The sequence below is a fragment of the Erythrobacter sp. genome, from assembly GCF_023653175.1.
Taxonomy (GTDB): Bacteria; Pseudomonadota; Alphaproteobacteria; order Sphingomonadales; family Sphingomonadaceae; genus Erythrobacter.
On sequence record NZ_JAMNXL010000020.1, the window covers coordinates 1 to 25,946 of the forward strand.

The 25,946-nt window shown below is 67.0% G+C and carries 23 protein-coding genes and 1 riboswitch; of the genes, 17 read left to right on the forward strand and 6 right to left on the reverse strand.

Translation table 11 applies throughout. The annotated features are described in order from the left end of the window. The 9 genes from metH to gcvPB form a co-directional block, all read left to right on the forward strand. A partial coding sequence (metH, locus tag NBV68_RS04215; protein ID WP_296307495.1) for a methionine synthase occupies positions 1 to 2,612 on the forward strand: 2,612 nt, incomplete at its 5' end. A gap of 81 nt (positions 2,613 to 2,693) precedes the next feature. Further along, the gene (locus NBV68_RS04220; RefSeq protein WP_296307496.1) at positions 2,694 to 3,059 is read left to right on the forward strand and encodes a hypothetical protein; all 366 of its coding nucleotides are present in this window, start codon (positions 2,694 to 2,696) and stop codon (positions 3,057 to 3,059) included. A gap of 121 nt (positions 3,060 to 3,180) precedes the next feature. Next, positions 3,181 to 4,413, forward strand: coding sequence for a serine hydrolase domain-containing protein (locus NBV68_RS04225; protein ID WP_296307497.1), 1,233 nt, complete (start codon positions 3,181 to 3,183; stop codon positions 4,411 to 4,413). 3 nt (positions 4,414 to 4,416) lie between these two features. After that, complete coding sequence (locus tag NBV68_RS04230; protein WP_296307498.1) at positions 4,417 to 5,364, forward strand: sulfite exporter TauE/SafE family protein; 948 nt, start codon at positions 4,417 to 4,419, stop codon at positions 5,362 to 5,364. A gap of 79 nt (positions 5,365 to 5,443) precedes the next feature. Further along, a riboswitch (glycine riboswitch) is annotated at positions 5,444 to 5,545 on the forward strand. Positions 5,546 to 5,711: 166 nt separating this feature from the next. Further along, a complete protein-coding gene (gene gcvT / locus NBV68_RS04235; RefSeq protein ID WP_296307499.1) occupies positions 5,712 to 6,851 on the forward strand; it encodes a glycine cleavage system aminomethyltransferase GcvT in 1,140 nt (379 codons plus the stop codon). 3 nt (positions 6,852 to 6,854) lie between these two features. Next, entirely contained in the window at positions 6,855 to 7,226 is a 372-nt protein-coding gene (gene gcvH / locus NBV68_RS04240; RefSeq protein ID WP_296307500.1) for a glycine cleavage system protein GcvH, read from the forward strand. Continuing rightward, the gene (locus NBV68_RS04245; protein WP_296307501.1) at positions 7,223 to 8,017 is read left to right on the forward strand and encodes a hypothetical protein; all 795 of its coding nucleotides are present in this window, start codon (positions 7,223 to 7,225) and stop codon (positions 8,015 to 8,017) included. The genes gcvH and NBV68_RS04245 overlap by 4 nt, the downstream gene beginning before the upstream one ends. A gap of 34 nt (positions 8,018 to 8,051) precedes the next feature. Further along, positions 8,052 to 9,425, forward strand: a complete 1,374-nt coding sequence (gcvPA, locus tag NBV68_RS04250; protein WP_296307503.1) for an aminomethyl-transferring glycine dehydrogenase subunit GcvPA — start codon at positions 8,052 to 8,054, stop codon at positions 9,423 to 9,425. Continuing rightward, a complete protein-coding gene (gene gcvPB / locus NBV68_RS04255) occupies positions 9,425 to 10,987 on the forward strand; it encodes an aminomethyl-transferring glycine dehydrogenase subunit GcvPB (protein WP_296307505.1) in 1,563 nt (520 codons plus the stop codon). The genes gcvPA and gcvPB overlap by 1 nt, the downstream gene beginning before the upstream one ends. Before the next feature lie 50 nt (positions 10,988 to 11,037). On the opposite strand, the gene NBV68_RS04260 is transcribed toward gcvPB, so the two are convergent. The 4 genes from NBV68_RS04260 to NBV68_RS04275 all read right to left on the reverse strand — a co-directional run bounded on the left by NBV68_RS04260 (position 11,038) and on the right by NBV68_RS04275 (position 15,406). Continuing rightward, complete coding sequence (locus tag NBV68_RS04260) at positions 11,038 to 12,342, reverse strand: oligosaccharide flippase family protein (RefSeq protein WP_296307506.1); 1,305 nt, start codon at positions 12,340 to 12,342, stop codon at positions 11,038 to 11,040. A 150-nt stretch (positions 12,343 to 12,492) separates the two neighbouring features. Continuing rightward, positions 12,493 to 12,963 carry a hypothetical protein gene (locus tag NBV68_RS04265; protein WP_296307507.1) on the reverse strand — a complete coding sequence of 157 codons (471 nt, stop codon included), beginning with the start codon at positions 12,961 to 12,963 and terminating at the stop codon, positions 12,493 to 12,495. Beyond that, positions 12,960 to 13,907, reverse strand: coding sequence for a polysaccharide deacetylase family protein (locus NBV68_RS04270; protein WP_296307508.1), 948 nt, complete (start codon positions 13,905 to 13,907; stop codon positions 12,960 to 12,962). The genes NBV68_RS04265 and NBV68_RS04270 overlap by 4 nt, the downstream gene beginning before the upstream one ends. 5 nt (positions 13,908 to 13,912) lie before the next feature. Further along, a complete protein-coding gene (locus NBV68_RS04275; protein WP_296307509.1) occupies positions 13,913 to 15,406 on the reverse strand; it encodes a CoA-acylating methylmalonate-semialdehyde dehydrogenase in 1,494 nt (497 codons plus the stop codon). 138 nt (positions 15,407 to 15,544) lie between these two features. On the opposite strand from NBV68_RS04275, the gene NBV68_RS04280 reads away from it, so the two are divergent. Then, positions 15,545 to 16,504: an SMP-30/gluconolactonase/LRE family protein gene (locus tag NBV68_RS04280; protein ID WP_296307510.1), complete on the forward strand. Its 960-nt coding sequence runs from the start codon at positions 15,545 to 15,547 to the stop codon at positions 16,502 to 16,504. On the opposite strand, the gene NBV68_RS04285 is transcribed toward NBV68_RS04280, so the two are convergent. Then, complete coding sequence (locus tag NBV68_RS04285) at positions 16,501 to 17,853, reverse strand: M24 family metallopeptidase (RefSeq protein ID WP_296307512.1); 1,353 nt, start codon at positions 17,851 to 17,853, stop codon at positions 16,501 to 16,503. The two genes, NBV68_RS04280 and NBV68_RS04285, sit on opposite strands and share 4 nt — an antisense overlap. A gap of 63 nt (positions 17,854 to 17,916) precedes the next feature. After that, complete coding sequence (locus NBV68_RS04290; RefSeq protein ID WP_296307513.1) at positions 17,917 to 18,699, reverse strand: citryl-CoA lyase; 783 nt, start codon at positions 18,697 to 18,699, stop codon at positions 17,917 to 17,919. Positions 18,700 to 18,792: 93 nt separating this feature from the next. Here NBV68_RS04290 and NBV68_RS04295 point away from each other — a divergent pair, with 93 nt between their 5' ends. From NBV68_RS04295 to NBV68_RS04325, 7 genes are all read left to right on the forward strand, one after another. After that, positions 18,793 to 19,953: a CoA transferase gene (locus NBV68_RS04295; RefSeq protein ID WP_296307514.1), complete on the forward strand. Its 1,161-nt coding sequence runs from the start codon at positions 18,793 to 18,795 to the stop codon at positions 19,951 to 19,953. Further along, on the forward strand, positions 19,934 to 20,770 hold the full coding sequence (locus NBV68_RS04300) for an IclR family transcriptional regulator C-terminal domain-containing protein (RefSeq protein ID WP_296307516.1): 837 nt from the start codon (positions 19,934 to 19,936) through the stop codon (positions 20,768 to 20,770). Before NBV68_RS04295 ends, NBV68_RS04300 begins: the two co-directional genes overlap by 20 nt. A 59-nt stretch (positions 20,771 to 20,829) precedes the next feature. Next, on the forward strand, positions 20,830 to 21,429 hold the full coding sequence (locus tag NBV68_RS04305; RefSeq protein WP_296307518.1) for a hypothetical protein: 600 nt from the start codon (positions 20,830 to 20,832) through the stop codon (positions 21,427 to 21,429). Positions 21,430 to 21,682: 253 nt separating this feature from the next. Continuing rightward, entirely contained in the window at positions 21,683 to 23,917 is a 2,235-nt protein-coding gene (locus NBV68_RS04310) for a TonB-dependent receptor (RefSeq protein WP_296307520.1), read from the forward strand. 15 nt (positions 23,918 to 23,932) lie between these two features. Further along, on the forward strand, positions 23,933 to 24,535 hold the full coding sequence (gene wrbA, locus NBV68_RS04315) for an NAD(P)H:quinone oxidoreductase (protein ID WP_296307521.1): 603 nt from the start codon (positions 23,933 to 23,935) through the stop codon (positions 24,533 to 24,535). A gap of 26 nt (positions 24,536 to 24,561) precedes the next feature. Continuing rightward, positions 24,562 to 25,107 (forward strand): VOC family protein, encoded by a 546-nt coding sequence (locus NBV68_RS04320; protein WP_296307522.1) that lies wholly within the window; start codon positions 24,562 to 24,564, stop codon positions 25,105 to 25,107. 12 nt (positions 25,108 to 25,119) lie between these two features. Then, on the forward strand, positions 25,120 to 25,944 hold the full coding sequence (locus NBV68_RS04325; protein ID WP_296307523.1) for an alpha/beta fold hydrolase: 825 nt from the start codon (positions 25,120 to 25,122) through the stop codon (positions 25,942 to 25,944). Positions 25,945 to 25,946 lie beyond the last annotated feature (2 nt).

The window sequence follows — 25,946 nt, forward strand, 5'->3', positions numbered from 1 at the left end:
CCCAACCCACCTCCTCCGCGCGCTTCATCAATATCGGCGAGCGCACCAACGTCACCGGTTCTGCGGCGTTCAAGAAGCTGATCATGGCGGGCGATTACCCTGCGGCGGTCGAAGTCGCGCGCCAGCAGGTCGAGAACGGCGCGCAGGTGATCGACGTCAACATGGACGAGGGCCTGCTCGACGCGGTCCACGCGATGACCACCTTCCTCAAGCTGATCGCTGCCGAGCCCGATATCGCCCGCGTGCCGGTGATGATCGACAGCTCGAAGTTCCACGTGATCGAGGCCGGGCTGAAGTGCGTCAGCGGCAAGCCGATCGTCAATTCGATCAGCATGAAGGAGGGCGAGGAAGCCTTTCTCCAGCACGCCCGCATCTGCATGGATTACGGCGCGGCGGTGGTGGTGATGGCCTTCGACGAGACGGGCCAGGCCGATACCAAGCAGCGCAAGGTCGAAATCTGCAAGCGCGCCTATGACCTGCTCGTCAACGAGGGCTTCCCGCCTGAGGACATCATCTTCGACCCCAACATCTTCGCCGTGGCGACGGGGATTGAGGAGCACAACAACTACGGCGTCGACTTCATCGAGGCGGTGCAGGAACTGCGCGTGTTGTGCCCGCACGCCCATTACTCGGGCGGGCTGTCCAACCTCAGCTTCAGCTTCCGCGGCAACGAACCCGTGCGCCGCGCGATGCATTCGGTGTTCCTCTACCACGCGATTCCCGCGGGCCTCGACATGGCGATCGTCAATGCCGGGCAGCTCGACGTCTACGACCAGATCGACCCCGCCCTGCGCGACGCCTGCGAGGACGTGATCCTCAACCGCGATCCTGACGCGACCGAGCGCCTCATCACGCTCGCCGAAAGCTTCAAGGGCAAGTCGGTCGCCGACGAGAAGGCCGCCGAGGAATGGCGCGGCTGGGCGGTCGAAAAGCGGCTCGAACATGCCCTCGTCAAGGGCATCGATGCGCATATCGTCGACGACACCGAGATCATGCGCGCCGCGATTGCCGAGGCCGGGGGTCGCCCCATCGAGGTGATCGAAGGCCCGCTGATGGATGGGATGAACGTCGTCGGCGACCTGTTCGGCAGCGGCAAGATGTTCCTGCCGCAGGTGGTGAAATCCGCCCGCGTGATGAAGAAGGCGGTCGCCCACCTCATCCCCTATATCGAGGCCGAGAAGGACTTGCTTCCCGAGGAGGAGCGCAAAGCCAAGGGCAAGATCATCATGGCGACGGTGAAGGGCGACGTCCACGACATCGGCAAGAACATCGTCGGCGTGGTGCTCCAGTGCAACGGCTATGACGTGATCGACCTTGGCGTGATGGTGCCCTGGCCGACGATCCTCGCCTCGGCCAACGACAACAAGGCGGACATGATCGGCCTCTCGGGCCTCATCACCCCTTCGCTGGACGAGATGGTGACCGTCGCCGAGGAAATGCAGCGTGCGGGCATGACCATGCCGCTGCTGATCGGCGGGGCGACCACCAGCAAGGTCCACACCGCGCTCAAGATCGACCCGGCTTACGAAGGCCCGGTGATCCACGTGCTCGATGCGAGCCGCGCGGTCGGGGTGGCCTCCAAGCTGCTCTCCGACACCCAGCGCGACGCCTACGTTGCCGAGGTCGAGGACGAATATGTCGCGGTGCGCGATGCGCGCGCGGGCCGGACGACGAGCGAACTGCTCCCGCTCGAGGAGGCGCGCGCCAATGGCTTCCAGATCAATCTCGCCGAAAAGCCCGATGCGCCTGCGCAGCCGGGTCTTCACGTGTTCGATGACTGGTCGTTGTCACATCTTCGCGAGCTCATCGACTGGACTCCGTTCTTCCGCGCCTGGGAACTCCACGGCAATTACCCCGCGATCCTCACCGACGAGGTGGTCGGCGAGACCGCGACGCAATTGTTCGCCGATGCCAATGCGATGCTCGACCAGATCATCGCCGAAAAGTGGCTGACCGCGCGCGGCGCCTGCGGACTGTGGCCGTGCGGGCGCGATGGGGACGATGTGGTGCTCGACAACGGCACGCGGCTCCCGATGCTGCGCCAGCAGGTGAAGAAGAGCCGCGACCGGGCCAACATGTGCCTTGCCGACTTCATCGACCCCGCGGGCGACTGGATCGGCGGCTTTGCCGTCGGCATCCACGGGATCGAGCCGCATTCGGCGCGCTTCCAGGCCGACAAGGACGATTTCTCCGACATCCTGCTGAAGGCGCTGGCCGACCGTTTCGCGGAGGCCTTTGCCGAGGCGCTGCACCAGCATGTGCGTACCACATTGTGGGGCTATGCGGCCGGAGAGCAGCTCGACAACACCGCGCTGATCAAGGAGCAATATCGCGGCATCCGCCCGGCGCCGGGCTATCCCGCCTGCCCCGATCACAGCTTGAAGCCGATCCTCTTCGACCTGCTCGATGCGCCGACCAATGTGGGCCTGACCCTCACCGAAAGCTTCGCGATGTGGCCCACCGCCGCGGTCTCGGGCTTCTATTTCGGCCACGGCCAGGCCGAATATTTCGGCGTCGCCCGTATCGGCCCCGACCAGGTGGCGGATTATGCGGAGCGCCGCGGCGTCGAGCTTGCCACTGCCGAGCGCTGGCTCAGGCCCAACCTCGACTGACAAAATTGCATCCCGGGCCGTAACCCCGCGCGCGCGCCTGCCGAATGGTTCGCAAGGCGGGGATTACGGACATGGACAAAAATGAAACAGATCCTCGACGGCGCGGCAGGTGCATGGTTCTCCCCCGATAGTGATGCGTGGCTGCGCGACGACCCGATCACGCTTGTCACGCTCCGGCTCGACAACGCGGTCGATGATCCCGCATTGCAGTTTCTCGCGAATGCCGAGTGCGAAGCGCTCAACGATTGGGCCGCGCGCGGGACATTGCTGATGGCATTGGTCTCGCACAACCGCCGCGAGCTCAACCTCGTCATTGCCTGCAATGACGATGACGCGCGTGCGCGGACCGAGGACATCCCTTCGGTGGCGAGCGAGATGGCGGAGGTCACCGTGCGCGGCGTGACCGCGCTGACGCTGGCCGGACAGCGCAAGCTCGTCACCCACTGACAGCACCCGCGCAGGTTGTCGTCCCCGCACTGGCGGCGGGTCGCGGGTTTCCGGCTTGCGCCCGAGCGCCGTTTGCGACAGCGTGCGAGGCATGAGGCGCTTTTCCTGCGGACCTGTCTTGTTGGCGCTGGCGTTGGTATCGGGGCCGGCGCTTGCCCGACCAGCACCTCTGCCCGATGCGGCGCCGGCCACCGTGGTGGTCGCCTTTGACCGCGAAAGCGTACGCCCGCTGATCGTCGAGGGGCTGGCGAACAAGGAGACGGGCCGCAAGCTTGCGGCCAATGATCCGGTGCGGATCGCGAGCATCTCAAAGCTGGTGATGGCGCTCGCCGCGCTGCGGCTCGCGGATGAGGGCAAGGTCGATCTCGACCGCGATGTTTCCGATTATCTCGGGTGGCAGGTGCGTTCGCCCCATTATCCCGACGTGCCGGTGACGCTCTCGCAGCTGATGGCGCACCGGGCAGGCCTTTCAGGCGCGGCTGACTACATCATCCCGCTAGGGACAAGCCTTGAGGCGAAGTTCGCCGATCCCGCGTCATGGCGCGCGGCCGGGCGGCCGGGCGGGCGTGAGACGCCCGAAACCCTGCTGGGCGGGGTGGACGAGGGTGCCTTCGAATACTCCAACCTCGGCGCGCCGCTGGTGGCGACGGTGCTCGAAGCGGCGAGCGGCGAGCGTTTCGACCGGCTCGTGGAGCGGCTGGTGTTCGCGCCGCTGGGGGTGAAGGCCTGCTTCAACTGGGTGGGCTGCGGCCTCGACATGGCGGCGCGCGCGGTGGTGCTCTACCGCGATACCGGCGAGGTGGCGAAGGATGCTCCTGCCGAACTGCCGCCCTCCTGCACCATTCCGGTCGCCGAAGGACAGGCGTGTGACCTGGATGGCTATGTCCCCGGCACCAATGCCTCAATCTTCTCGCCGCAAGGGGGCGTCCGGATCAGCATGATGGACCTGGCGAAGATCGGGCAGGCGCTGTTCGACCTCCAGCATGGCGATGCGGACGGATTTCTCACACCGGGCACCGCGCAGCTGGCCATGTGGACTCTCGCCAAGGGCGCGACGGGAGACGAGGCCTTCTTCTGTACCTATGGCCTCCACTTCCAGCTGATCGAGGCGCCGGGGCCGGCCTGTTCGGACGACAAGCTGTTCGGCGACGGCATTCCCCGGATGGGCCATTCGGGCGAGGCCTATGGCTTGCAATCGGGGCTGTGGGTCGATCCCAAAGGGGACACGGGTTTCGTGTACTTCACCACCGAAGTCCCGCCCCCGCCGGGCGGCGAGGACACCGGCGGTTTCACGGCGCGCGAAAAGGCCCTGATGACGCGCGCGCTGGCGCTGCTGGCGGAGCGAACGCGCTAGGCCATGACCGGCATTGCCTATCCCCGCCCCGACAGCGCCCTGCCACCCGGCCGCATCGTCGTTGTGGGCGGCCTCGCGCTGCTTGCGCTTTATGCTCTGCTGTGGGCGCTTGTCCCCGCCGATCCGGCGCTGCTCGCAAAACTATGGTTTCTCCCCGGCGTCGGAGTCATCGGCGCGATCATTGCCAATACCTCCGGCACGGGCGGGGGCGTGGTGTTCGTCCCCGTCTTCAACGCCCTGCGCGAACTGGGCGTGATGAGCCTTTCGCCCTTGGTAGTGGTCGGCGTGTCGATGGGCATCCAGAGCTTCGGCATGACCATGGGGAGCCTGCGCTGGACCGACCGCCTGCTGCACCAACCTGCCCCCGGCCCCCTGGAAGCGCAGGTGCGGATCAGGGATTTCGCCACAGTGGTGGGCGCGGTGCTGGCGCTCTCGCTCCCGGCGTTGCTGGCGACCCAGCGCCTCACCGCCTTCGATCAGCAGGATGTGCTCTATGCCTACAAGGGCTTCTCCATCGTGCTCGGCTGCGCGCTGATCGCCGCGACCTGGACCGTCAACGCAGCCCGGCCCGAACGCACGCAGTTGGCGCGCGGCGACCTTATCGTGCTGGTTCTGCTGGCGATCCCCGGCGGGATGATCACCGCGCTGTTTTCGGTCGGGATGGGCGAGATCGTCGCGCTCTACCTGTTCATTCGCCACTATCCGGTCTTGCTGTGCACCGGGGCGGCCTGCGTGATCTCGGCGGTGAGCTGCCTGTCGGGGGTAGTGTGGCACATCGGCGCGGGGACGATCCAGTGGGAGGTCGTGCTGCTGGCCGGCCCGGCTGCGGCGCTAGGGGGCTTTCTCGCCCGCCCCATCGCGCTGTGGCTCGGCCCCAAGCGGCTCAAGACCTTCGATGGCAGCTGGATCGTGCTCTCGGCGCTCTACTTGCTGTGGCTTAACTGGCGTTGAGGCCAATCGCCCGATTGACGCGGTGCAGCATTTCGCGCATCGCCGCATGGTCTTCCGGCGCAGGAGCGATTCTGTGACGGGCAGGCGAGCGGGAGAGCCCGATGCCTCGGTCAAACGGGGCAAAGGCGCCGAAGGAGCAACCGCCCCGGAAACTCTCAGGCCACCGGACCGCTCGGCTGTGTGACACTCTGGAAAGCGTCTCTTGCCGCAGGGTAGGGGGCCACCGAAGGGGAGGCTGGTCGCCCGCGCGGCCCGCCGAAGCTCTCAGGTCACCCGACAGAGGGGGCAGTTATGTGGCGGTGCGCAGGCATCGTCGGACTGCCGTATTCTGCCGGGGATTTTCGCAAGTGAGCGACCACGATACCGAAGACCATCTCGAAGACATCCCCCTCGACGCGCTGCCGCTCGATGCCTGGCACCGCGCGCGGGGTGCGCGGATGGTGCCCTTCGCGGGCTACGAGATGCCGATCCAGTATGAAGGGATCGTCGCCGAGCACAACTGGACCCGCGAGAATGCGGGCCTGTTCGACGTCAGCCACATGGGGCAGCTCGTGCTCTCCGGCCCCGATCTCGATGCGGCGGTCGAAGCGGTGCTGCCGATCGACCTTTCGACGCTGAAGCTCGGCCAGCAGCGCTATTCGCTGCTGCTGGATGAAGAGGGCGGGGTGCTCGACGACCTGATGGTCTCGCGCTGGCCAGAGGCGCTCTATCTGGTGGTCAACGGCGCAACCAAGTGGGACGACATGGGTACGCTGCGTGAAGCGCTGCCCGATGACATCACCCTAAATTACCTCGACGACCGCGCGCTACTGGCACTTCAAGGCCCCAAGGCCGCCGACGCGCTCGCCCGCCATGCGAACGGCGAATATCCGCTTTCCGCGCTGACCTTCATGAAGTTCGGCCAGTTCAAGCTCGCGGGCCATGACGTCACCATCGCGCGGGCGGGCTACACCGGCGAGGACGGGTTCGAGATCTCGCTCCCCTCAGATGCCGCCGCCGAAATCGCCGACCTGCTCTGCGCCGAACCCGAGGTGAAGCCCATCGGCCTCGGCGCGCGGGATTCGCTCCGGCTCGAGGCGGGCCTGCCGCTCTACGGCCACGACCTTACGCCCGAAACCTCGCCGATCGAAGCGGGCCTTGTATTCGGCATCAACAAGCGCCGCCGCACCGAGGGCGGCTACCCCGGCGCTGACCGCATCAACCGCGAGATTGCCGAAGGCACCGCCCGCAAGTGGGTCGGCCTCAAGCTCGACGGCCGCCTGCCCGCCCGCGAGGGCGCGGAAGTGTTCAGCGGCGCCGACAAGATCGGCACCGTCACCAGCGGCGGCTTCTCGCCCACGCTCGGCGCGCCCATCGCCATGGCCTATGTCGCGAGTGAGCACGCCGCCATCGGCACCGCACTCGAAGTAGAGGTGCGCGGCAAGCGCCTCGCCGCCACCGTCTCGCCCACCCCTTTCGTCCCCCACCGCTACTTCAGAGGGAGCTGAACAATGCCGCGCTACTATACTGACGAACACGAATGGATCGATGTCGAGGATGATGTCGCGACCGTCGGCATCACCGAATACGCACAGGGCCAGCTGGGCGACATCGTGTTCGTCGAACTGCCCGAAGTCGGCGCCATGATCGAGCAGGGCAAGGACGCCGCCGTGGTCGAGAGCGTCAAGGCCGCCTCCGACGTTTACGCCCCGATCACCGGCGAGGTCACCGAGACCAATGCGGCGCTCGAGGAAGACCCCGCGCTGGTCAATGCCTCGCCCGAGGATGCGGGCTGGTTCTTCAAGATGACCATCGCCGCCCCGGCCGAGCTCGACAAGCTCATGGACGAGGACGGTTACAAGGCCTTCGTCGAGGACCTGTGACCGCAAGCCCGCCTCCTGCGCCTGTGCGCCTGATGGTGGCGACGCCGATTTATGACGGCGCGCAGGCCGATTACCTGCGCGCCGTGATCGGCCTCACCCGCCTCGCCGAGCAGCGCGGGCTGGCGTGCAGCTTTGCTTTCCTGAGCAACAACGCTTCGATCAACCGGGCGCGCAACATGCTGGCGGGTGCGTTCCTCGGGTCGGATGCGACGCACATGCTGTTCCTTGACGGGGACATCGGCTTTATCCCCGAACAGGTGCTCGATCTGCTCGAGCTGGTGCGCTCGGATGAGCGGCTGGCAGTGATCGGTGCGCCCTATCCCAAGCGGGCGATCAACTGGCAGCTCGTCGCCGCCGCCGCAGCGCGGGGACTCGGGCAGCCCAATCCGGCACAGCTGGAGCGCTATTCCGGCGTCTTCGCGATGGACATGCTCGATCCGGCGGCGGGGCTGCGGCTCGATCAGCCGCTTGAACTGAAGCGGCTCGGCACCGGGCTGATGCTGATCCGCCGCGAGGTGATCGAGACGCTGTGCGAACGGCACCCGGAACTGCGCTACCCGGTCGACCCGCAGGATCGCGGCGAGAACGGGCTGGGCGATCACATTTTCGCGCTGTTCCAGCCGATGTTCGATGCCGAGACGGGCTATCTGCTCTCGGACGATTACGCCTTCTGTCACCGCGCGCGCGATGCCGGCTTCCGCATCTGGGCCGCGCCGTGGATGCGCACTTCGCACACCGGCCCGGCGCGCTTTGCCGCCGCGCTTTCCGACCTCGCCGCGCTCAGCAGCTGATCCCTCCCACCCCCAGCCACGGAACACCTCTCCCATGCGCTACCTTCCCCTCACCGATACCGACCGGCAGGCAATGCTGGCGAAGATCGGCGCTTCGACCATCGACGATCTGTTCGTCGACGTGCCCGAAGTCGCCCGGCTTGATGGCCCGATCCACGGGCTCCCGATGCACGCGAGCGAGATGGCGGTCGAACGCCACATGAAGAAGCTGGCGGCCAAGAACCTGGTGGCGGGCGAGGTGCCGTTCTTCCTCGGCGCGGGCGCCTATCGCCACCACGTGCCCGCCAGCGTCGACACCATCATCCAGCGCGGCGAGTTCCTGACCGCCTACACGCCCTACCAGCCGGAAATCGCGCAGGGCACGTTGCAGATGCTGTTCGAGTTCCAGACGCAGGTCGCGCGGCTCTATGGCTGCGCGGTGGCGAATGCCTCGCTCTATGACGGCTCGACCGCCTGCTGGGAGGCCGTCGCGATGGCGACCCGCGTCACCAAGCGCAAGCGCGCGGTGCTCTCGGGCGCGCTGCATCCCCACTATGCCGAAGTGGTGAAGACCATGGCGCACTACACCGGCGACGAGATCGCCGATGCGCTGCCCTCGATCACGCCGGATCCCGAACTGACCGGCCTGATCGCGCGGATCGACGAGGAAACCGCCTGCGTTGTGGTGCAATATCCCGACATCCTCGGCCGCATCGCCGACCTCACCCCCGTCGCCGAAGCCGCCCATGCCAAGGGCGCGCTGCTGGTGGTGGTGAACACTGAGCCGGTGGCGCTGGGCGCGATCAAGTCGCCCGGCGAGATGGGCGCGGACATCGTGGTCGGCGAGGGGCAGTCGCTCGGCGTCGGCCTGCAATTCGGCGGGCCCTATCTCGGCCTGTTCGCCGTGCGCGATCCCAAGCACGTGCGCCAGATGCCCGGCCGCCTGTGCGGTGAGACCACGGACGCGGAGGGCAAGCGCGGCTTCGTCCTCACCCTCTCGACCCGCGAGCAGCATATCCGCCGCGAGAAGGCGACCAGCAACATCTGCACCAATTCGGGCCTGTGTGCGCTCGCCTTCACCGTCCACATGACGCTGCTGGGCGAGAAGGGCCTGCGCGAGCTGGCGGCGGAGAACCACCGCCTCGCCTGCCTTGCCGCCGACCGGCTCGCCAAGGTGCCGGGCGTTGAAGTGCTCAACAACGGCTTCTTCAACGAATTCACGCTGATGCTTGGCGGTAGACCTGCGCGCGCAATCATCCGCGACCTTGCCGACCGCGGCGTGCTCGGCGGGGTGTCGCTGGGGCGGCTCTATCCGGGGGTCGCGGCGCTCGAACACGCGCTGCTTGTCGCGGTGACCGAGACCACCACCGAGGAAGATATCGAACGGCTCGCCGAAGAGCTCGAAGCCAGCATCAAGGAGACCGTGTGATGAACGCCCCCAACAAGAGCGGCTGGAAGCCCGAAATGCAGGTCGCGGAAAGCGGCTTTCTCGGCGGCCCTGTCACCACCACCGGCAACCGCGGGCTGATGCTCGAAGAGCCGCTGCTGTTCGAGATCGGTCGCGCCGACGTGACCGGCGTCGATCTGCCCGAGATCGACCCGAGCGCGCCGAACCGCCTCGGCGGCCTCGCGCGTTCGGAAGCGATCGGCCTCGTCGGTCTGACCGAGCCCGAGACGGTGCGCCACTACACGCGCCTGTCGCGCCAGAACTACGGGATCGACCTCGGCTTCTTCCCGCTGGGTTCGTGCACCATGAAGCACAACCCGCGCCTTAACGAGAAGATGGCGCGGCTCCCCGGCTTTGCGGACATCCATCCGCTCCAGCCGGTCGGAACCGTGCAGGGCGCGCTCGAGGTGATGAACGAGCTTGCGCATTGGCTCATCACCCTGACCGGGATGCATGGCGTGGCGATGAGCCCCAAGGCGGGCGCGCATGGTGAGCTGTGCGGGATGCTGTGCATCCGCGCCGCGCTCGAGGCACGCGGGGACGCGCGTGATGTGGTGCTGGTGCCCGAAAGCGCCCACGGCACCAACCCCGCCACGGCCGCCTTTGCGGGGTTCCGCGTGGAAGACATCCCCGCAACCCCCGAAGGCCGCGTCGATGTCGCCGCGCTGAAGGCTCGCCTCGGCCCGGACGTGGCGGCGGTGATGATCACCAATCCCAACACCTGCGGATTGTTCGAGAAGGACTTCCGCGAGATGGCCGACGCGGTCCACGCGGCGGGCGGCTTCGTCTATTGCGACGGGGCGAACTTCAACGCCATCGTCGGCAAGGTGCGCCCGGGCGACCTTGGCGTGGATGCGATGCACATCAACCTCCACAAGACCTTCTCGACCCCGCATGGCGGCGGCGGGCCGGGGTCGGGGCCGGTGGTGCTGTCCGAAGCACTCGCACCCTTCGGGCCGATGCCCTTCACCGCGCGTGACGGGGACGGCGTGGTGCATCTCGTCGAGGAAGAGAGCGCCGCTGAATTCGGTCACACGCAGGCCTTCGGCCGCATGACCGCGTTCCACGGCCAGATGGGCATGTTCACCCGCGCGCTGACCTATATCCTCAGCCACGGAGCCGACGGCCTCAAGCAGGTCGCCGAGGATGCAGTGCTCAACGCCAACTACATCCTGCGCAGCATGGAGGACATTCTCCATGCGCCGTTCGCGGCGAGCGGCCCGTGCATGCATGAGGCGCTGTTCGGCGACAAGGACTTCACCAATGGCCTCTCGACGCTCGATGTGGCGAAGGGCCTGATCGACGAAGGCTATCACCCGATGACGGTGTACTTCCCGCTGGTGGTCCACGGCGCGATGCTGGTCGAGCCGACCGAGACCGAGAGCAAGGCGGCGATCGACCAGTTCATTGCGGCCTTCCGCGGCGTTGTCGAACGCGCGCTGGAAGGGGACGAGGCGCTGAAGCAGGCGCCCTATTACTCGCCGCGGCGCAGGCTGGATGAAACCGGCGCGGCGAGGAAGCCGAAGCTGGCGTATGAGTCTTAAGTTTCGCTAACGCGAACCCTCTGCGCCACCGAAGGTGGCACGCAAACAAACTACTTGGGGGCGGGCCGCTGGTCCGCCCCTTCTTCGTCGGGCTCCACCACCAGCCGGAACTGCTTCAGGTTCACGATCGCGACGTAGAAGCCGACCACCGCCAGCAGGCTCGAGCCCAGCACCGCGAAGCCCGCGCCCTGCGCACCCTTCCAGTCGATCGCCATCTCGAGCATCAGCAGCGCGAGGATCGTCGGAAACAGGCGGACAAGGAAGGCGACATGCGCCTTGCCGGCCGAGATCAGCAGGCTCTCGAGGCTCGCCCCGACCAGCTCGACCGCGCCCGCGATGCTGAGGATGATCATCGCCCAGTAGAAGCCGGTGAACTGCTCGCCCGCGATCAGCGCCAGCCCCTCGCGCCCGAACAGGATCGCGGTGACCACCGCCGTGACCCCGGCGAGGGCGGCGATGTTGGCCATCCGCCGCGCGATTTCGACCGCGCCGCTCTTGGATTGCACCAGCTCGGGCAGGATCGCCTTGGAGATCGTCTGCGCCAGCGCGATCAGCGCCACGCCGAGCTGGTTGGCGATGCGGAACCCCCCTGCGAGGTAAGCGCCGCCGAAGGTGCCTACCAAGAGGATCATCACCTGCTTGCCCGCCACCGCAAGGCTGCTCGACAGGTTGGTCGAGACCACGAAGCGCCAAACGCCATCATACCGCGCCGGGATCGCATTGAGGCTCACCGAGGCAAGGCTCACCGGCTGCACCCGCACCGCGACCGCCCACAGCGCCAGCGCCGTGCCGATCTCGGAAGCTGCGAAGGCGAGGATGAAGCCGGTCACGTTCGGCATCAGCCACCACGCAAGGCCCGCCCCGGCGGCGCGGATCACCGGCTGCACGGCTTCCGCCCAGGTCGCCTTCCCGTACTCGGAATGGAGCCGCAGCATGCCGGTAGGCGTTGTGCGGATCGTCGCGACCGAGATCACGCAGTACCAGAAGGTCAGCCACATCAGATCGGGCGGCACGTCGAGCCACAGCGGCGCGGTCAACACCAGCACGGCTGACGCGATGGTGCCGCCTGCCATCGACAGCAGATCGAGCGCGACCGCAAATCCCGTCGCCTCGCGCGCGCGCGCGATGTCGACGCCGGGATTCTCTGGATCCGCGCCCCAGCGGACGATGAATTGCCAGGTCTGGAAGCTGGAGAAACCGGTGATCGCCTGCCCCAGCGCGATGATCAGCGCCATGTGGCCGAAGCCGTCGGTGCCCAGCGTGCGCGCGGCGATGGCAAGGTAGAGCAGGCTCAGCACGGCGTTGAACCCGCGCCCGCCGAGCAGCCAGCCCATATTGGCGAAGACCTGCTTCATGTTGGCAGCGGCGGCCTAGCGCAGGGCCACGAGGCGCACGGCGGGCAGGGGCAGGCTGAGCATGGGCGCGGCCTTAGCCGCAAAGCGCGGGGTTAGCCAAGCGCGGATTGCGAAGGGTTCGCAGGCGCGGGTAGGGCGGCGCGGATGCGGTCAGGCGGGGCAGCGCTTGTGCCGGATGGGACGCAGGACAACATCGCTGTCGGGACCGGGCAAGGAGAGCAGCCACTCGGCGCCGTCCGAACGGATCAGCTCGAGCTTGATCGTCTGATCCCACTTTTCCCCTTCACCCTCCATCGCAAGGGTGATCACGACCGATCCGTCCTTGCTCTCGGTCATGGCCGTCACGGTGCCCAAGCTCTCGTAGAAGCCGATCGCCCGCGGGGTGATGTCGAGCCTGAGGTCGGAGGCGGGATCGCAGGTGCCGGTCTCGGCATCCCATACGCCGAGGAAACGCGCGGGGATCGCGGCGGCGGCAGTAGCTGGCGCGGGGGGCTCCGTCGGCAGCGCAGCGGGGCTGGCGACAGGCTCGGGAGCGGCCGGTGCATCCTGCTGCGCGCCCCCGCAGGCGGCAAGGGCCAGAAAGGTCGCTGCCAGAGCGAGCCGCGCGCTTGCCGATGTCATTTGCCGTCCCCCTGTTTGGCGAGCACCTTCTGCTCGAACAGCCAGCTCATCATCTCGGTGCTCATCCATAGCGGCGCGAGCGGCGGCTGCACCCCGCGCTCCCACGCCATCATGCCGGTGAGCGTTCCCGAGGTGTGGGGGACGTTCGGCATCGCGGCGGCGAGTTCGGCGTCCGCATAGGCCTCGTCTGCGGTGATGATCGTCCAGCCGTCCTTGCGCAGTTCGGCGACGAGATCGGCGATGAACAATGCGGCAAGATCGGTTTCGTGCAGCAGCATCACGTGCGGCGGCGATCGGCCCAGCGTGCGCTGCGCCAGCGCCTCGTGATAGGCGATCCCGCCGAGCTGCGATTGCAGATAGAGCTTGCGCAAGCTCGCCATGTCCATCGCCTTGCCGTCGCGCTTGGCGGCGAGGGTCAGCGCTTCGAGATGCCAGTCCGACCCGTCGGCGGTGACATAGCCGTTCCTGAGGCCCCGCGCCGCCAAGCCGCTGCGCAGCGCATCGCGCTTGGCTGCATCGCGCCCGCCCTCGTCGAGGAAGGGGAAGCGGAACCACGGGCGGTAGCCATGGCGGCCCTTGAGCCAAGCTGCGGCGCGGTCGATATCGGCGAGGTAAGCGGCGGCCTCGGTCTCATTGAGGTGCCAGTGCGAATGGCTGTGGTTGGCGATGACGTGCCCGGCGGCGACATAGGCGGCGATGCGCGCCTCGCCGCCCGCGCCGTCGGGGGTGCCCAAGTTCTCGGTGGTGACGAAGAACGCGGCCTGGCGCACGCCGGCCTCGCGCAGCGCCGCGATCAGCCGCTGCGCGCGCTCGTCAGGGGTGAAGAACGCCCCCGCGCCGCGCGGCACGTCGTCGAAGGTGAGCGCGATGCGCCTTTCCTGCGCGGCGAGCGGGGCGGCCAGCGCCAGCATGGCCGCCCAGAGTGCAAGAAGCAGCGACCGCACCAGCCTCAGCCCATCGTCGGAATGACGAAGGCGTTCGATCCGTCGCCCCCGCCGTCGGGCCAGCGCTGGGTGATCTTCTTGTTCTTGGTCCAGAATCGGAGGCCTTCCACGCCATACTGGTCGATGTCGCCGAAGCCCGAACGCTTCCACCCGCCGAAGGAGTGGTAGGCGACCGGCACCGGGATCGGCACATTTATGCCGACCATCCCGACATTCACCCGCGCCGCGAATTCGCGCGCGGCGTGGCCATTGCGGGTGAAGATCGCGACGCCGTTGCCATACTGGTGCTCGCTGGGGAGACGCACCGCCTCCTCGAAGTCCTTGGCGCGAACGATCTGGAGCACGGGGCCGAAGATCTCCTCCTGATAGCTCTTCATCTGCGGGGTGACGTGGTCGATCAGCGTCGGGCCGACGAAGAAGCCCTTCTCGTGGCCCTGTAGCGTGAACCCGCGCCCGTCGACGACGATCTCGGCGCCCTCTTCCTCGGCGGTGGTGATCCACTGTTCGATCCGCGCCTTGTGTTCGGGCGTGACGACGGGTCCGTAATCCGCCTCGGGATCGTTGGAGACCCCGATGCGCAAACCGGCGATGGACTTGAGGAGCTTTTCCTTGAGGCGCTCCGCCGTCTCCTCGCCCACCGGCACCACCACCGGCAGCGCCATGCAGCGCTCGCCCGCCGAGCCGAAGGCCGCGCCGGTGAGGTCCGTGACGACCTGATCGAGATCGGCATCAGGCAGCACGATCCCGTGGTTCTTCGCGCCGCCGAAAGCCTGCACGCGCTTGTTGTTGGCGCTCCCGCGCGCATAAATATATTGCGCGATGTCGGAGCTCCCGACGAAGCTGATGGCGGCGATATCAGGGTGGTCGATGATCGCATCGACCATCTCCTTGTCGCCGTGGACGACCTGAAGCAGGCCTTCGGGCGCGCCCGCTTCGAGGAACAGTTCGGCAAGCCGCACCGGCACGCTGGGATCGCGTTCCGAGGGCTTGAGGATGAAGGCATTGCCCGCAGCACACGCCATGCCGAACATCCACATCGGGATCATCGCCGGGAAGTTGAAGGGGGTGATCCCCGCGCCGATCCCCAGAGGCTGGCGCATCGAATAGACGTCGATCCCCGGCCCTGCGCCGTGGGTGTATTCGCCCTTCATGATCTGCGGCAGACCGCAGGCATATTCGATCACCTCAAGGCCCCGCTGCACATCGCCGCGCGCGTCGGGGACGGTCTTGCCGTGCTCGGAGGAGAGCATCTCGGCCAGCGATTGCATGTTCGCCTCGACCAGCTCCTTGAAGGCGAACATAACCCGCGCGCGGCGCTGGGGGTTGGTCGCGGCCCAGGCGGGCTGGACGCGCTTTGCAGTCTCCACCGCGCGGGCGAGCAGCGCGGCGTCGCCCAATGCGACTTCTGCCTGCACTTCGCCGGTCGAGGGGTTCCAGATTTGATGTTTGCGGGCGGGGGCGGGGCTGTCGCCGACGATGAAGTGGTCGATCTGACGCATTGCGGGGGTCTCCTGTCTGGCCTTCCCAATGCCCCCCGTGGGGCTGGCTTGCAACCCTCGCCGCTCCCCTCAAAAGTGCTGGCATCCCTGCTTGCGGCGGGGCACTGTCGGCGCAGGACGAGGCGAAAGGGGCCGGCGATGATGAAGGCATGGATGTGGATCGGCGGCGCGGCGGCGGCGTTGATGGCGGGGGCCGCACCGGCGCAAGAAAGTGCCGAGGCGACCGCGCAGGGCACTCTCGTGGTCGCCGAGCCGCGCATCATCGAAGGCACGCTCGAACTGGTCGCGACCGGCTATACCTTCACCGAAGGCCCGGCGTGGGACGGCACGCGGCTGATCTTCAGCGACATTCCGGGCGATGCTGTCCATGCCCATACCCCCGGACAGACCGGCGCGAAGCTGCTCTACGCGCCCAGCATGAACGCCAACGGGCACACCTTCGACCTTGCGGGCCGTCTGCTCAATGCCGAGCACGGCAGCGGCGCAATCACCCGCTGGACGCCGGAGAGCGGGCGGCAGGTGATCGTCGAGGCCTATGAAGGCAAGCGCCTCAACAGCCCCAATGACGTCGTTGTCCGCAGCGACGGGCTGATCCTGTTCACCGATCCGCCCTATGGCCTAGGCCAGCGCGCCGCCGATCTGGCCTTCTCGGGCGTCTTCGCGCTCGACGAGAAGACCGGAGGCATGGTGTTGATCGACGATGCACATTCACGCCCCAACGGCCTTGCGCTCTCGCCCGACGAGACGGTGCTCTATGTCGGCGACACCGCGACCCAGACCGTCTGGGCCTATGACCTTGCCGCCGACGGCACCGCGTCGGGCAAGCGGCTGGTGGTCGACGTCACCGACGAGAGCAAGCCGGGCCGGGTCGACGGGGTGCGCGTCGACCGCGAGGGGCTGGTCTATGTCACCTGCCCCGGCGGGATCTGCGTGGTCGATCCGGCGCGCAAGGTCGTGATCGAGCGGCTCGCCACCCCCAAGCGCGCGACGAATTTGGCCTGGGGCGGGCCGGAGCTATCCGATCTTTACATCACCGCGCTCACCGATGTTTACCGCGTGCAGACCCGCGCGCGGGGTGTGGGATCATCGAGCCGTTAGCCTGACGGGATCAGCGTGATCGCGGTCTGCCGCCCGTCGATGAAGCGCACGGTCTCGCCGTCGAAGAAGGCGTCCTCCTCGGTCCGGAAATCGACCCGCTGCCCGCCCCATTCGGGCACGGCGGCGTAGGAGGTCAGCTCGATCGACCAGGCGGTCTTCGGCCGGATCGGGCCGCTCCCGCGCGGGTCGCCCTTCTGGTTGTCCCAGAAGCCGATCGCAGGCCCCGCACCGTGGCCGTGGTGGCCGATGGGGTGGGTGTAGATAGAGGGATCGAGCCCCGCCGCGATGGCCTCGGCGCGGGCAATGGCCAGCGCCTCGTTGCCGCTCCGCCCGGGTTTGAAAGCGGCGCGCAGGAAGTCCTGCACCTTGTTGCTGTTCGCCAGCCCTGCGCTGAGGCCAGCGGGCGCGGCAGTCTCGCCCGGCTTGAGCACATAGGCAAGGTGCTGGGTATCGGTGTTGAGGCGCAGATAGGTGATGCCGAAATCGGTCCAGAGCAGATCGCCCGGCTGGATCACCGCGTCGCCCTCCATCATCCCCTCGCTTCCTTGCCGCTGGATAGCGACCGAAGGGTGGAACCACGGATCGAGGCCCAGCTGCATCAGCCGGTCGCGGTACCACCACTGCACCTGTTCGGCTGTCGTCACGCCAGGGGTGATGACCTTCCGCGAAAAGGCCTCACCGATCACCGCGTGGGCGATGCGCACGATGGTGGGGTAGAGCTCCATCTCGGCAGGCGTGCGGGTTTCGAGCCAGCGGATCGCCAGCCCCTCGCCGCTGGTGACGCGCTCGTGCAGGGCGGGGGGCAGGGCGCTCATGAACCTGTCGTATTGGCTCAGCGTCATCCCGTCGGCGAACTGGGTGAGGTCGGACGAGTTGATCGCGATCTTCGCAGGGTCACGCGCGGTGATGAGGTCGGCGACCGCCTGCCATTGGTCGGGCTGGCTGTCGGGGTTCCAGGCTGGCGCGAACAGCCCGCCGAGGCCGTAGCGGCTGACGGTCAGGCGCTCGACCGGCTTGCCCTCACCGGGATCGTGGAAGATCAGGATGGTGCGGCGCCGGGCGTGCATGTTTTCCGCATCGAGCATGGTGGCGACCACCGGCTCCTCGAAATATTCGCGCGCGACCAGCAGCCACAGGTCGATCCCCTCGGCGCGCATGATCTGGGTGATAAGGGTGTCGAGGCGTTCTGAGAGGATGCGATTTTCGAGCGCCGCGCGTTCGCGCGGGGCGAGGATGGCGGGCAGGGCGGGGGCGGCCTGCTCGGTTTCGGTGAGAGTGAGCGGTGCGTCCGCCAGCGCGGGCGATGCTGCCAGCATTGCTGCCAGTGAGATGAAATGCCGTCCGATCATGCTTGTCCCCTTGTGCCTCGCGCCGACAGTGACGCGGCGCGGACACGGGATCAAGCGCCCAACTTATTCGGAGCCATCGTCAAACCCGATGCGTTCCGCCGCCGCGCCCGACATGATGAAGCCGATCGGCCGCTCGGTCTCTTCCTGCAGATGCGCGATAAGGCTGGCGGTACGGGCGAGGAGCGAGATGCCCTTCAAGGCGGCGAGCGGAAAGCCCGCGTCGAGCATCACCGCAGGGATCGCGCCGTTGACGTTGATGGGGAGCGCACGGCCGATGGCTTCGGGAAGGACCTGTTCGATGGTGCGCAGCATGGCGATGTGCTTGCCCTCCATCCCGTGTTCCTTGGCCAATGCCAACAAGCGGTGCGCGCGCGGATCGCCGCCCGAATGCTGGGGGTGGCCGAAGCCCGGGATCGCCTTCTTCTCGGCGCGCAAGGCCTTGATCGCCGCGATGGCGGTGGCGGCGGGATCCGCGCCTTCGGCGTCCGCGACGACCTGCGCATAGAACCTGCCCGCAACCTCCGCGCTCCCCAGCACCACAGAGCCGCAGCCCAAGAGCCCCGCCGCGACCGCGCCGTGGAAGGCCTCGGGCGCGGCAGCGTAGGTCATCCGGGTGGCGACCACCGAAGGGACCAGGCCATGCTCGGCAATTGCGCAGAGCACCGCATCGGCCAGCGCCTTCTGGGGGGCTGAGGGCATGGTGCCGGTTACCAGCAGCCAGAAATAGGAGGTGAAGTCGACATGGCCGATCACCTCGCTACACAGGTCCATGCCCCGCACCGTGATGCTCGTCGCATCCGAAGTGCAGATCGAGGTCACCGCGTTGTCCTGCTTGCCGATGCGCATGGGTCCGTGCCTTTTCGTTATTCGAAGTTGATTTCGGTATGCGAAGATTATAGGGTCACGCAAGCATCAAGGCAAGCAGATGGGATTTGTAGGATGACCGCTCGGCCCCTCGCAGGCGTTACCGTGCTCGAAATGGGCACCTTCATCACCGGCCCAGCGGCCGGGATGCTGCTCGCGGACATGGGCGCGGATGTCATCAAGGTCGAGCAGCCGGGGACGGGCGATCCGTTCCGCAGCTTCAAGGGCGAGCTCTACTCGCCGCACTTCCAGACCTACAACCGCAACAAGCGCTCGATCACCATCGATCCCAAGAACCCCGACGACCTCGCCGTGCTCGACCGGCTGGTCGCGGATGCGGACGTGTTCATCCAGAATTTCCGCCCGGGCGTGGCAGGCCGGCTGAAGGTCGATGCCGAGCGCTTGCAGGGCATCAACCCGCGGCTGGTCTATGCCTCGATCTCGGGCTTCGGCAGCGAAGGCCCGGAGCGCGATCGCCCCGCCTTCGACACCGTCGCGCAGGCCGCATCGGGCTTCCTGCGGCTGCTGGTCAACCCCGAGCACCCCCGCGTCGTCGGCCCGGCGATCGCCGATGCCATGACCGGCTTCTACACCGCACTCGGCATCCTCGCCGCGCTCAACGAGCGGCACGAGACACAGCGGGGCCGCGTGGTCGAAACCTCGATGTTCGAGGCGATGTGCCACTTCAACCTCGACGATTTCACCCACCTGCTCTCGGCCGATCAGGTGATGGGGCCCTACAGCCGCCCGCATGTCAGCCAGAGCTATGTCTTCCAGTGTTCGGACGGCAAGTGGCTCGCGCTGCACATGTCCTCGCCGCCCAAGTTCTGGGAGAATCTTGCCACAGCTGTCGGCCAGCCCGACATGCTCGGCCTCCCCGCCTTCGAAAGCCGCGAGGCCCGGATTGCGCATTACGAGGATGTGGTCGCCTTCCTCGCGCCGATCTTTGCGCGCGAAACCCGCGACCACTGGACGGCGGAATTGACCCGCCTCGAAGTCCCCAATTCGCCGGTCTACGACACCGCCGAAGTCCTCGCGACCGAGCAGGCCACGGTGCTGGGTATGGAAGTCACCGATCCCGACGGCCCCAAGGGCCCGTTCCGCACGATCCGTTTCCCCCTCAGCTTCGACGGCGAGCGGATGGACAGCGTCACCGCGCCGCCCCTATTGGGTGCAGACGATGCGGCGGTGCGCCGCTCCATCGAAAGGCCGGTGCATGGAATCCGCAGGGGCTGAAGCCGAAGACAACGGGGTTGCGGGGGGCGCGAAAGACCCCGAATTCCTCTCGACGCTCGAACGCGGATTGCGCGTCCTCAAGGCGTTCGACGAGGATCATCCCGAGATGACCCTCTCCGAGGTCGCGGCCAGGACCGCGCTGCCCCCCGCGGTGGCGCGGCGCTGCCTGATCACTCTGGTGGAGCTGGGCTATGTCGGACAGCACGAGCGCAAGTTCCTGCTGCGCCCCGCAGTGCTGACGATCGGCTCGGCGTTCAGCGCCTCGATGCAGATCGAGCAGGTGGTGCTGCCCCCGCTGCAATCCTTGCGCGATCAGACCGGCGACAGCGCCAGCCTCTCGGTGATGTCGGGCGCCAACATACTCTATGTCGCGCACGTCTCGACCGACCGGCGCTTCCGGGTGGCAGCAGGGGTGGGCACGCGCTTTCCATTTCACGCGACCTCGCTCGGCAAGGCGCTCGCGGCGAACCTGCCCGAGGACGAGCGCGCAGCGCTGCTCGCGCGCGCACCTTTCCAGCGCTTCACCGAGCGCACCGTCACCGAAGCCGCCGCGCTGGCGGAGCGGCTGACGCTGATAGCGGAGCGCGGCTACGATTCGGCGCTGGACGAACTCGATTACGGCATCGTCTCGGTGGCCGTGCCGATCTTCGGGCGCGACAAGCGGGTGATCGCGAGCATCAATTGCTCGACCTCCACCACCCGCATCTCGCAGGACGAACTGGTCCGCACCCGCCTGCCGCTGCTGCGCCAGGCCGCTGGTGACATTGAGGCTGCGCTCAAGCGCTGGCCCGCGCTGGAGGCGAGCCTGCGGCCCTGATCTTGCCGAAGTTTTTGCCAGTCCCCGGCCTTTGCGATAAGCTCCGGTCTGCGATGGCAGTGGCAAATCAGACAGAGCTGGCACAGGCCTTTGCGGATCGCGGCTGGCGCGTCACCCGGGATGAGACCAGTCAGCCCTGCGGCGAGCTGCGGGTCGGGGACCGGGTGCTGCTCGCGATCCTCACCAAGCGTTCGCCCGTTTTTGCGTTCCATCTCAGCGGCTGGATCACGACCGATGCGCTCAGCGTGGCCTACACGGTGATCTTCCACCCCCGCAAGCGCGTGGCGGAATCGGTGCCGCTGGTGCTCTCGCACGAGATCAGCATCGCGCGCGAGATCGCCTCGGACGAGGACATCGACGGGGCCTGTGCGGCATGGATCTCCTTTGCGCAGGAGGCCAATCTTGAGGCCGGAATGGCCGTGCTGCTCGACAAGGAGGCCCGCCCTCGCGGCAGTGGCCATGCGATGCACCTCTCGGCGCTCGCGGCGACAGGGGGGGGCGAGGTGCTCGAGAGCTACGCCGCGGCCTTTTCGCAAGGCGACCGGCTCGGCTTCGTGAACTACATCACCGCCGAGAATATCGCTGCCGCGCTCGCCTTTGCGCAGCGCCGCCGGGCCGAACCCGGCTGGCTGCCGCGCTCGCCGAGACTGCGGGTCTAGCAAGCGGCGCGGGCCTGCGACCACCCGGCGACCACCCGGCAACCACCTTGCTATGCTGTGATAACGACCCGCACTCCCGCGGTCCCCGTGCCGCGACCGAACCTGCGGGACCGCGCTGGTCGTGGCCCTGCGGCCACACTCTCGATGTTTCGCATATCGAAGTTGACTTCGCATTGCGAAGTTCATAATTGCTGCCTCAGGAGTGGGGTCGCCGAAAGAGCGGCGCGTTCGTGCGCATACAGGGGAGAGAGATATGACGTTTTCGGGCCTGAACCGCGCGACCGGGGGGCACATTGCCCGTGCCGCCGTCAGCACCACCGCGCTCGCCGCAGCACTGATCGGTGCTGCACCGCTCGCCGCACAGGACACGCAGGCCGCGCCGGAAACGGTTGATGACGAAGGCATCGTCGTCACCTCGCTGCGCCGCACCGAGACGCTGCAGGATACCCCCGCCGCGGTGACCGCCTTCGATTCGCAGGCGATCCAGAACGCCGGGATCGAGCGTCCGGCCGACTTTATCGGTCTCACCCCCAACGTCACGCTGGTCGAGACCCAGAACGCGGGCAACGCCTTCGTCATCATCCGCGGCATCACCCAGAACCGCAATTCCGAGCCTTCGGTCGCCGTGATCGTCGACGGGGTGCAGCAGGTGAACCCCGCGCAGTTCAATCAGGATCTGTTCGATATCGAGCAGATCGAAGTGCTGAAGGGTCCGCAGGGCGGCCTTTATGGTCGCAACGCCATCGGCGGCGCGATCATCATCAACACCAAGAAGCCGACCGATGAATTCGCCGGCAACTTCACCGCCGGGATCGACAACGGCTTCGGCTATTTCCTGCGCGGCGGCGTCAGCGGGCCGATTGCCGAGAACGTCAAGTTCCGCATCGCCGGATCGTGGTACGACACCGACGGCTTCATCAACAACGCCTTCCTCAACGAGAAGGCCGACCCGGTCGAGGACTTCTCCCTGCGCGGCAACCTCCTGATCGAGGCTACCGACAAGCTGACTTTCGACCTGCGCGCCAGCCTCAACCTGCTGCGCACTCAGGGGCTCTATTACAACATCGTCGCCGACGTGAACGACATCGCCCCGGTGCTGGTCAACAACCCCGGCCAGAACGACCGCGACATCTACAACGTCGCGCTGAAGGTCGAATATGCGGGCGACAACGCGGTGTTCACCTCGGTCTCGTCCTACGACACGCTCAAGGAAGTGCTGACCGGCGACGCCTTCGACTTCAAGCCGATCCCCGACAGCTTCTTCTTCAACCTGTTCGAATTCCTGTTCGGCCCCGGCAACGGCTTCGACCTCAACCAGAGCCAGTATCTGAACGTGAAGGCGTTCAGCCAGGAAGTGCGCCTCGCCTCGCCCGAGGATGGCCGCAAGCTCAACTGGATGGTCGGCGGCTACCTGATCGACACCACCCGCTTCATCTCGACCGGCAACATGATCGACACCGGCAACGGCGTCTTCCCGGTGTTCCGCTCGCCTTCGACCAACCCCTTGAACCCGCAGTTCTCCTATCTCGCCGACGGACAGGAGAACTTCGCCTGGGCGCTGTTCGCCAATGCGGGCTATGAATTCTCCGACGCGCTGCGCGTCGATGCGAGCCTGCGCTATGACCGCGATCGTCGCCGCCAGACCACGCTGACCCCGCAGGGCTTCCTGCCGGTGGTGCCGGGCGTGCCGACCGCGCAAAGCGGGGAAGTGCGCACCGTCTCCTTCGACGACTGGCAGCCCAAGCTTACGCTGACCTACGAGCCGAGCCCCGATCTCACCATCTACGGCGGCTATTCGCGCGGCTTCCGTTCGGGCGGCTTCAACCAGACCGGCGTCGGCGCGGAATCGGTGAATGCCGGCATCGTCGGCGTGGGCGACATCTTCCAGGCCGAAACCGCCGACACCTTCGAAGTGGGGGCCAAGGCGCAGATCGGCCCGGTGCGCCTCGGCGCGGCGGCCTACACCACCAAGTCGGAGAATTCCTACTTCTTCGTCTTCCTTGCCCAGTCCTCGACCCAGAACCTCGGCAACATTCCCGAGACCCGGATCAACGGCTTCGAAGTGGAAGCGAGCGCCGAACTGTTCCCCGATTTCGACGTCAACGCCGCGCTCGGCTACACCGACAGCGAGATCAAGGCCTTCCCCGACGCGAGCGTCATCGGCAACGAGGCGCCGCAGATCTCGCGCTACACGCTCAATCTCGGCGCGCAATATGCCGGGCCGATCAGCGACAGCGTCGATGCCCTGCTCAGGGTCGATTACCGCCGCACCGGCAAGACCTGGTGGGAGCCGTTCAACACCACCGTGCGCGAGCCGGTCGACGTCGTCGATGCGCGCGCCGGGGTGACGCTGGCCAACGGGGTGTCGGTCACCGCCTTTGCGAGCAACCTGTTCGACGAGATCTACAACGCCGAATTCTCCCCCGGCGGCTTCGTGTTCCGCGCCCGGCCGCGGCGCTACGGGGTGGAAGTGGGCTACAAATTCTAACGAAGGCGACGCGACATGACCAAGGTGCTGGTGCTCTACTATTCGAGCTATGGCCATATCGAGGCGATGGCCGCCGCCGTGGCCGAGGGCGCAGCCAGCGTCCCCGGCACCGAGGTTGTGATCAAGCGCGTCCCCGAACTGGTGCCGGAGACGGTGGCGGCGGCTTCAGGAATGAAGACCGACCAGTCCGCTCCGATTGCGACCCCGGACGAATTGGCGGAATACGACGCCATCGTGTTCGGCACACCCACGCGCTTCGGCAACATGGCCAGTCAGATGCGCAACTTCCTCGATCAGACCGGCGGGCTGTGGTTCGCCAAGGCGCTGGTCGGCAAGGTGGGTTCGGTGTTCGTCTCCACTGCCAGCCAGCACGGCGGACAGGAGACCACCATCACATCGTTCCACACCACGCTGCTGCATCACGGCATGGTGATCGTCGGCCTGCCCTACACCTTTGCGGGCAATTCCGAGATGGGCGAGATCAGCGGCGGCACCCCCTATGGCGCGAGCACATTGGCGGGTAATGACGGCAGCCGCATGCCGAGCGAGAACGAGCTCGCCGGTGCGCGTTTCCAGGGGGCACACGTGGCGCAGATCGCCGCCAAGATCGCCGTCTGATTTTCGGGGAATAGGGAGACAGCACGATGACCAAGATTCTGGCCAACCGCCTGCACCACACCGCCTATGTGACCAAGGATCTCGAAGCCACCCGCGCCTTCTATGAAGACGTGCTCGGCTTCCCCTTGATGGCGACCTATTGCGAAAAGGACGAGCTGTTCGGCAAGGAGCGCACCTATTGCCACGTGTTCTTCGAACTCGCCGATGGCAGCGCGCTCGCCTTCTTCCAGTTCGCCGACCCGGATGATCAGGCCGAATTCGGGCCGGACATCCCCTCCAGCCCCTTCATCCACATCGCGCTCCATGTCGATGCGGACGGGCAGGACGAACTCGCCAAGCGGATCGCCGCCGCCGGGATCACCGAGCCGCAGACCTATGTGCTCGAGCATGGCTATTGCCGCTCGCTCTACGTCACCGATCCCAACGGAATGATCCTCGAGTTCACCTACGACGACGAGCGCGCCGCGCCGCTGGACGCGGAACGCCGCGCCAACGCGCACGCCGAACTCAAGCGCTGGCTCGGCGGGCAGCACCACAACAACAACCCATTCCGCGCCGCCGAAGCGGCGTGACGGGCAGCGGGGGTGCGGGCCGACATGCTTGCCGCGCGCACCTCTGATCCCGAAGCGCTCTGGCACGGCGAGGTCGCCGTCCAAGGCGGCCGCCTGCCGATCGCGATGGCGGGAGAAGGCGCGCCGCTGATCCTGCTCCACGGCTGGACCCTCGATCACCGCATGTGGGGCCCGCAGGTGGCGGGCCTTGCGGACAGGCACTTCCTTGTCATGCCCGACCGCCGCGGCTGCGGGCGCGCCACCGCGCCGCCCGATCTTGCGCGCGAGGCGGAGGACGTCATCGCCATCGCCGATTTCCTCGGCTTCGAGCGTTTCGCGCTCGCCGGCCTGTCGCGCGGGGCGGTGGTCGCGCTCGATGTCGCGCGCAAACATGCCTCGCGGCTGACCGCGCTGGTCGTCTCGGGCGCGCCGCTTCCCGCGCTGGTGCCGCGCGAGGAGGTGATCGACCTTGATCGCTACCGCGCGCTCGTTCGGGGCGGCGATATTGCGGGGTTCCGCGCCGAATGGGCGCGCCATCCCCTGATGCGCACCCACAGCCCCGAGGCCACCGCGCTCGCTGCCGCGATGCTCGCCGATTATGACGGACGCGATCTGCTGCTCGGGCAGGGAGAGGCCCCCGGCCTGCCGCGCGAGGTGCTGGCGATGCTCCCCATGCCGATCCTCAGCCTGACCGGCGCGCACGACACCCCCTGGCGGCGCGCCTGTGCCCGCGCGATATCCGAGGTTGCCCCGCGCGCCCGCCATGTCGAGATCCCGCAGGCAGGCCACCTTGCCAATGCCGACAACCCGGCCGCTTTCAACGCGGCTGTCGCCGCCTTCCTGCGCGCCTGCGCTTAACT

Bases quoted from the DNA above. Each gene is read 5' to 3' on its own strand.
- NBV68_RS04220 (WP_296307496.1), top strand. From the start codon at position 2,694: ATGAAACAGATCCTCGACGGCGCGGCAGGTGCATGGTTCTCCCCCGAT.
- NBV68_RS04230 (WP_296307498.1), top strand. From the start codon at position 4,417: ATGACCGGCATTGCCTATCCCCGCCCCGACAGCGCCCTGCCACCCGGC.
- gcvH (WP_296307500.1), top strand. From the start codon at position 6,855: ATGCCGCGCTACTATACTGACGAACACGAATGGATCGATGTCGAGGAT.
- gcvPA (WP_296307503.1), top strand. From the start codon at position 8,052: ATGCGCTACCTTCCCCTCACCGATACCGACCGGCAGGCAATGCTGGCG.
- gcvPB (WP_296307505.1), top strand. From the start codon at position 9,425: ATGAACGCCCCCAACAAGAGCGGCTGGAAGCCCGAAATGCAGGTCGCG.
- NBV68_RS04260 (WP_296307506.1), bottom strand. From the start codon at position 12,342: ATGAAGCAGGTCTTCGCCAATATGGGCTGGCTGCTCGGCGGGCGCGGG.
- NBV68_RS04265 (WP_296307507.1), bottom strand. From the start codon at position 12,963: ATGACATCGGCAAGCGCGCGGCTCGCTCTGGCAGCGACCTTTCTGGCC.
- NBV68_RS04275 (WP_296307509.1), bottom strand. From the start codon at position 15,406: ATGCGTCAGATCGACCACTTCATCGTCGGCGACAGCCCCGCCCCCGCC.
- NBV68_RS04280 (WP_296307510.1), top strand. From the start codon at position 15,545: ATGATGAAGGCATGGATGTGGATCGGCGGCGCGGCGGCGGCGTTGATG.
- NBV68_RS04285 (WP_296307512.1), bottom strand. From the start codon at position 17,853: ATGATCGGACGGCATTTCATCTCACTGGCAGCAATGCTGGCAGCATCG.
- NBV68_RS04290 (WP_296307513.1), bottom strand. From the start codon at position 18,699: ATGCGCATCGGCAAGCAGGACAACGCGGTGACCTCGATCTGCACTTCG.
- NBV68_RS04295 (WP_296307514.1), top strand. From the start codon at position 18,793: ATGACCGCTCGGCCCCTCGCAGGCGTTACCGTGCTCGAAATGGGCACC.
- NBV68_RS04300 (WP_296307516.1), top strand. From the start codon at position 19,934: ATGGAATCCGCAGGGGCTGAAGCCGAAGACAACGGGGTTGCGGGGGGC.
- NBV68_RS04310 (WP_296307520.1), top strand. From the start codon at position 21,683: ATGACGTTTTCGGGCCTGAACCGCGCGACCGGGGGGCACATTGCCCGT.
- wrbA (WP_296307521.1), top strand. From the start codon at position 23,933: ATGACCAAGGTGCTGGTGCTCTACTATTCGAGCTATGGCCATATCGAG.
- NBV68_RS04320 (WP_296307522.1), top strand. From the start codon at position 24,562: ATGACCAAGATTCTGGCCAACCGCCTGCACCACACCGCCTATGTGACC.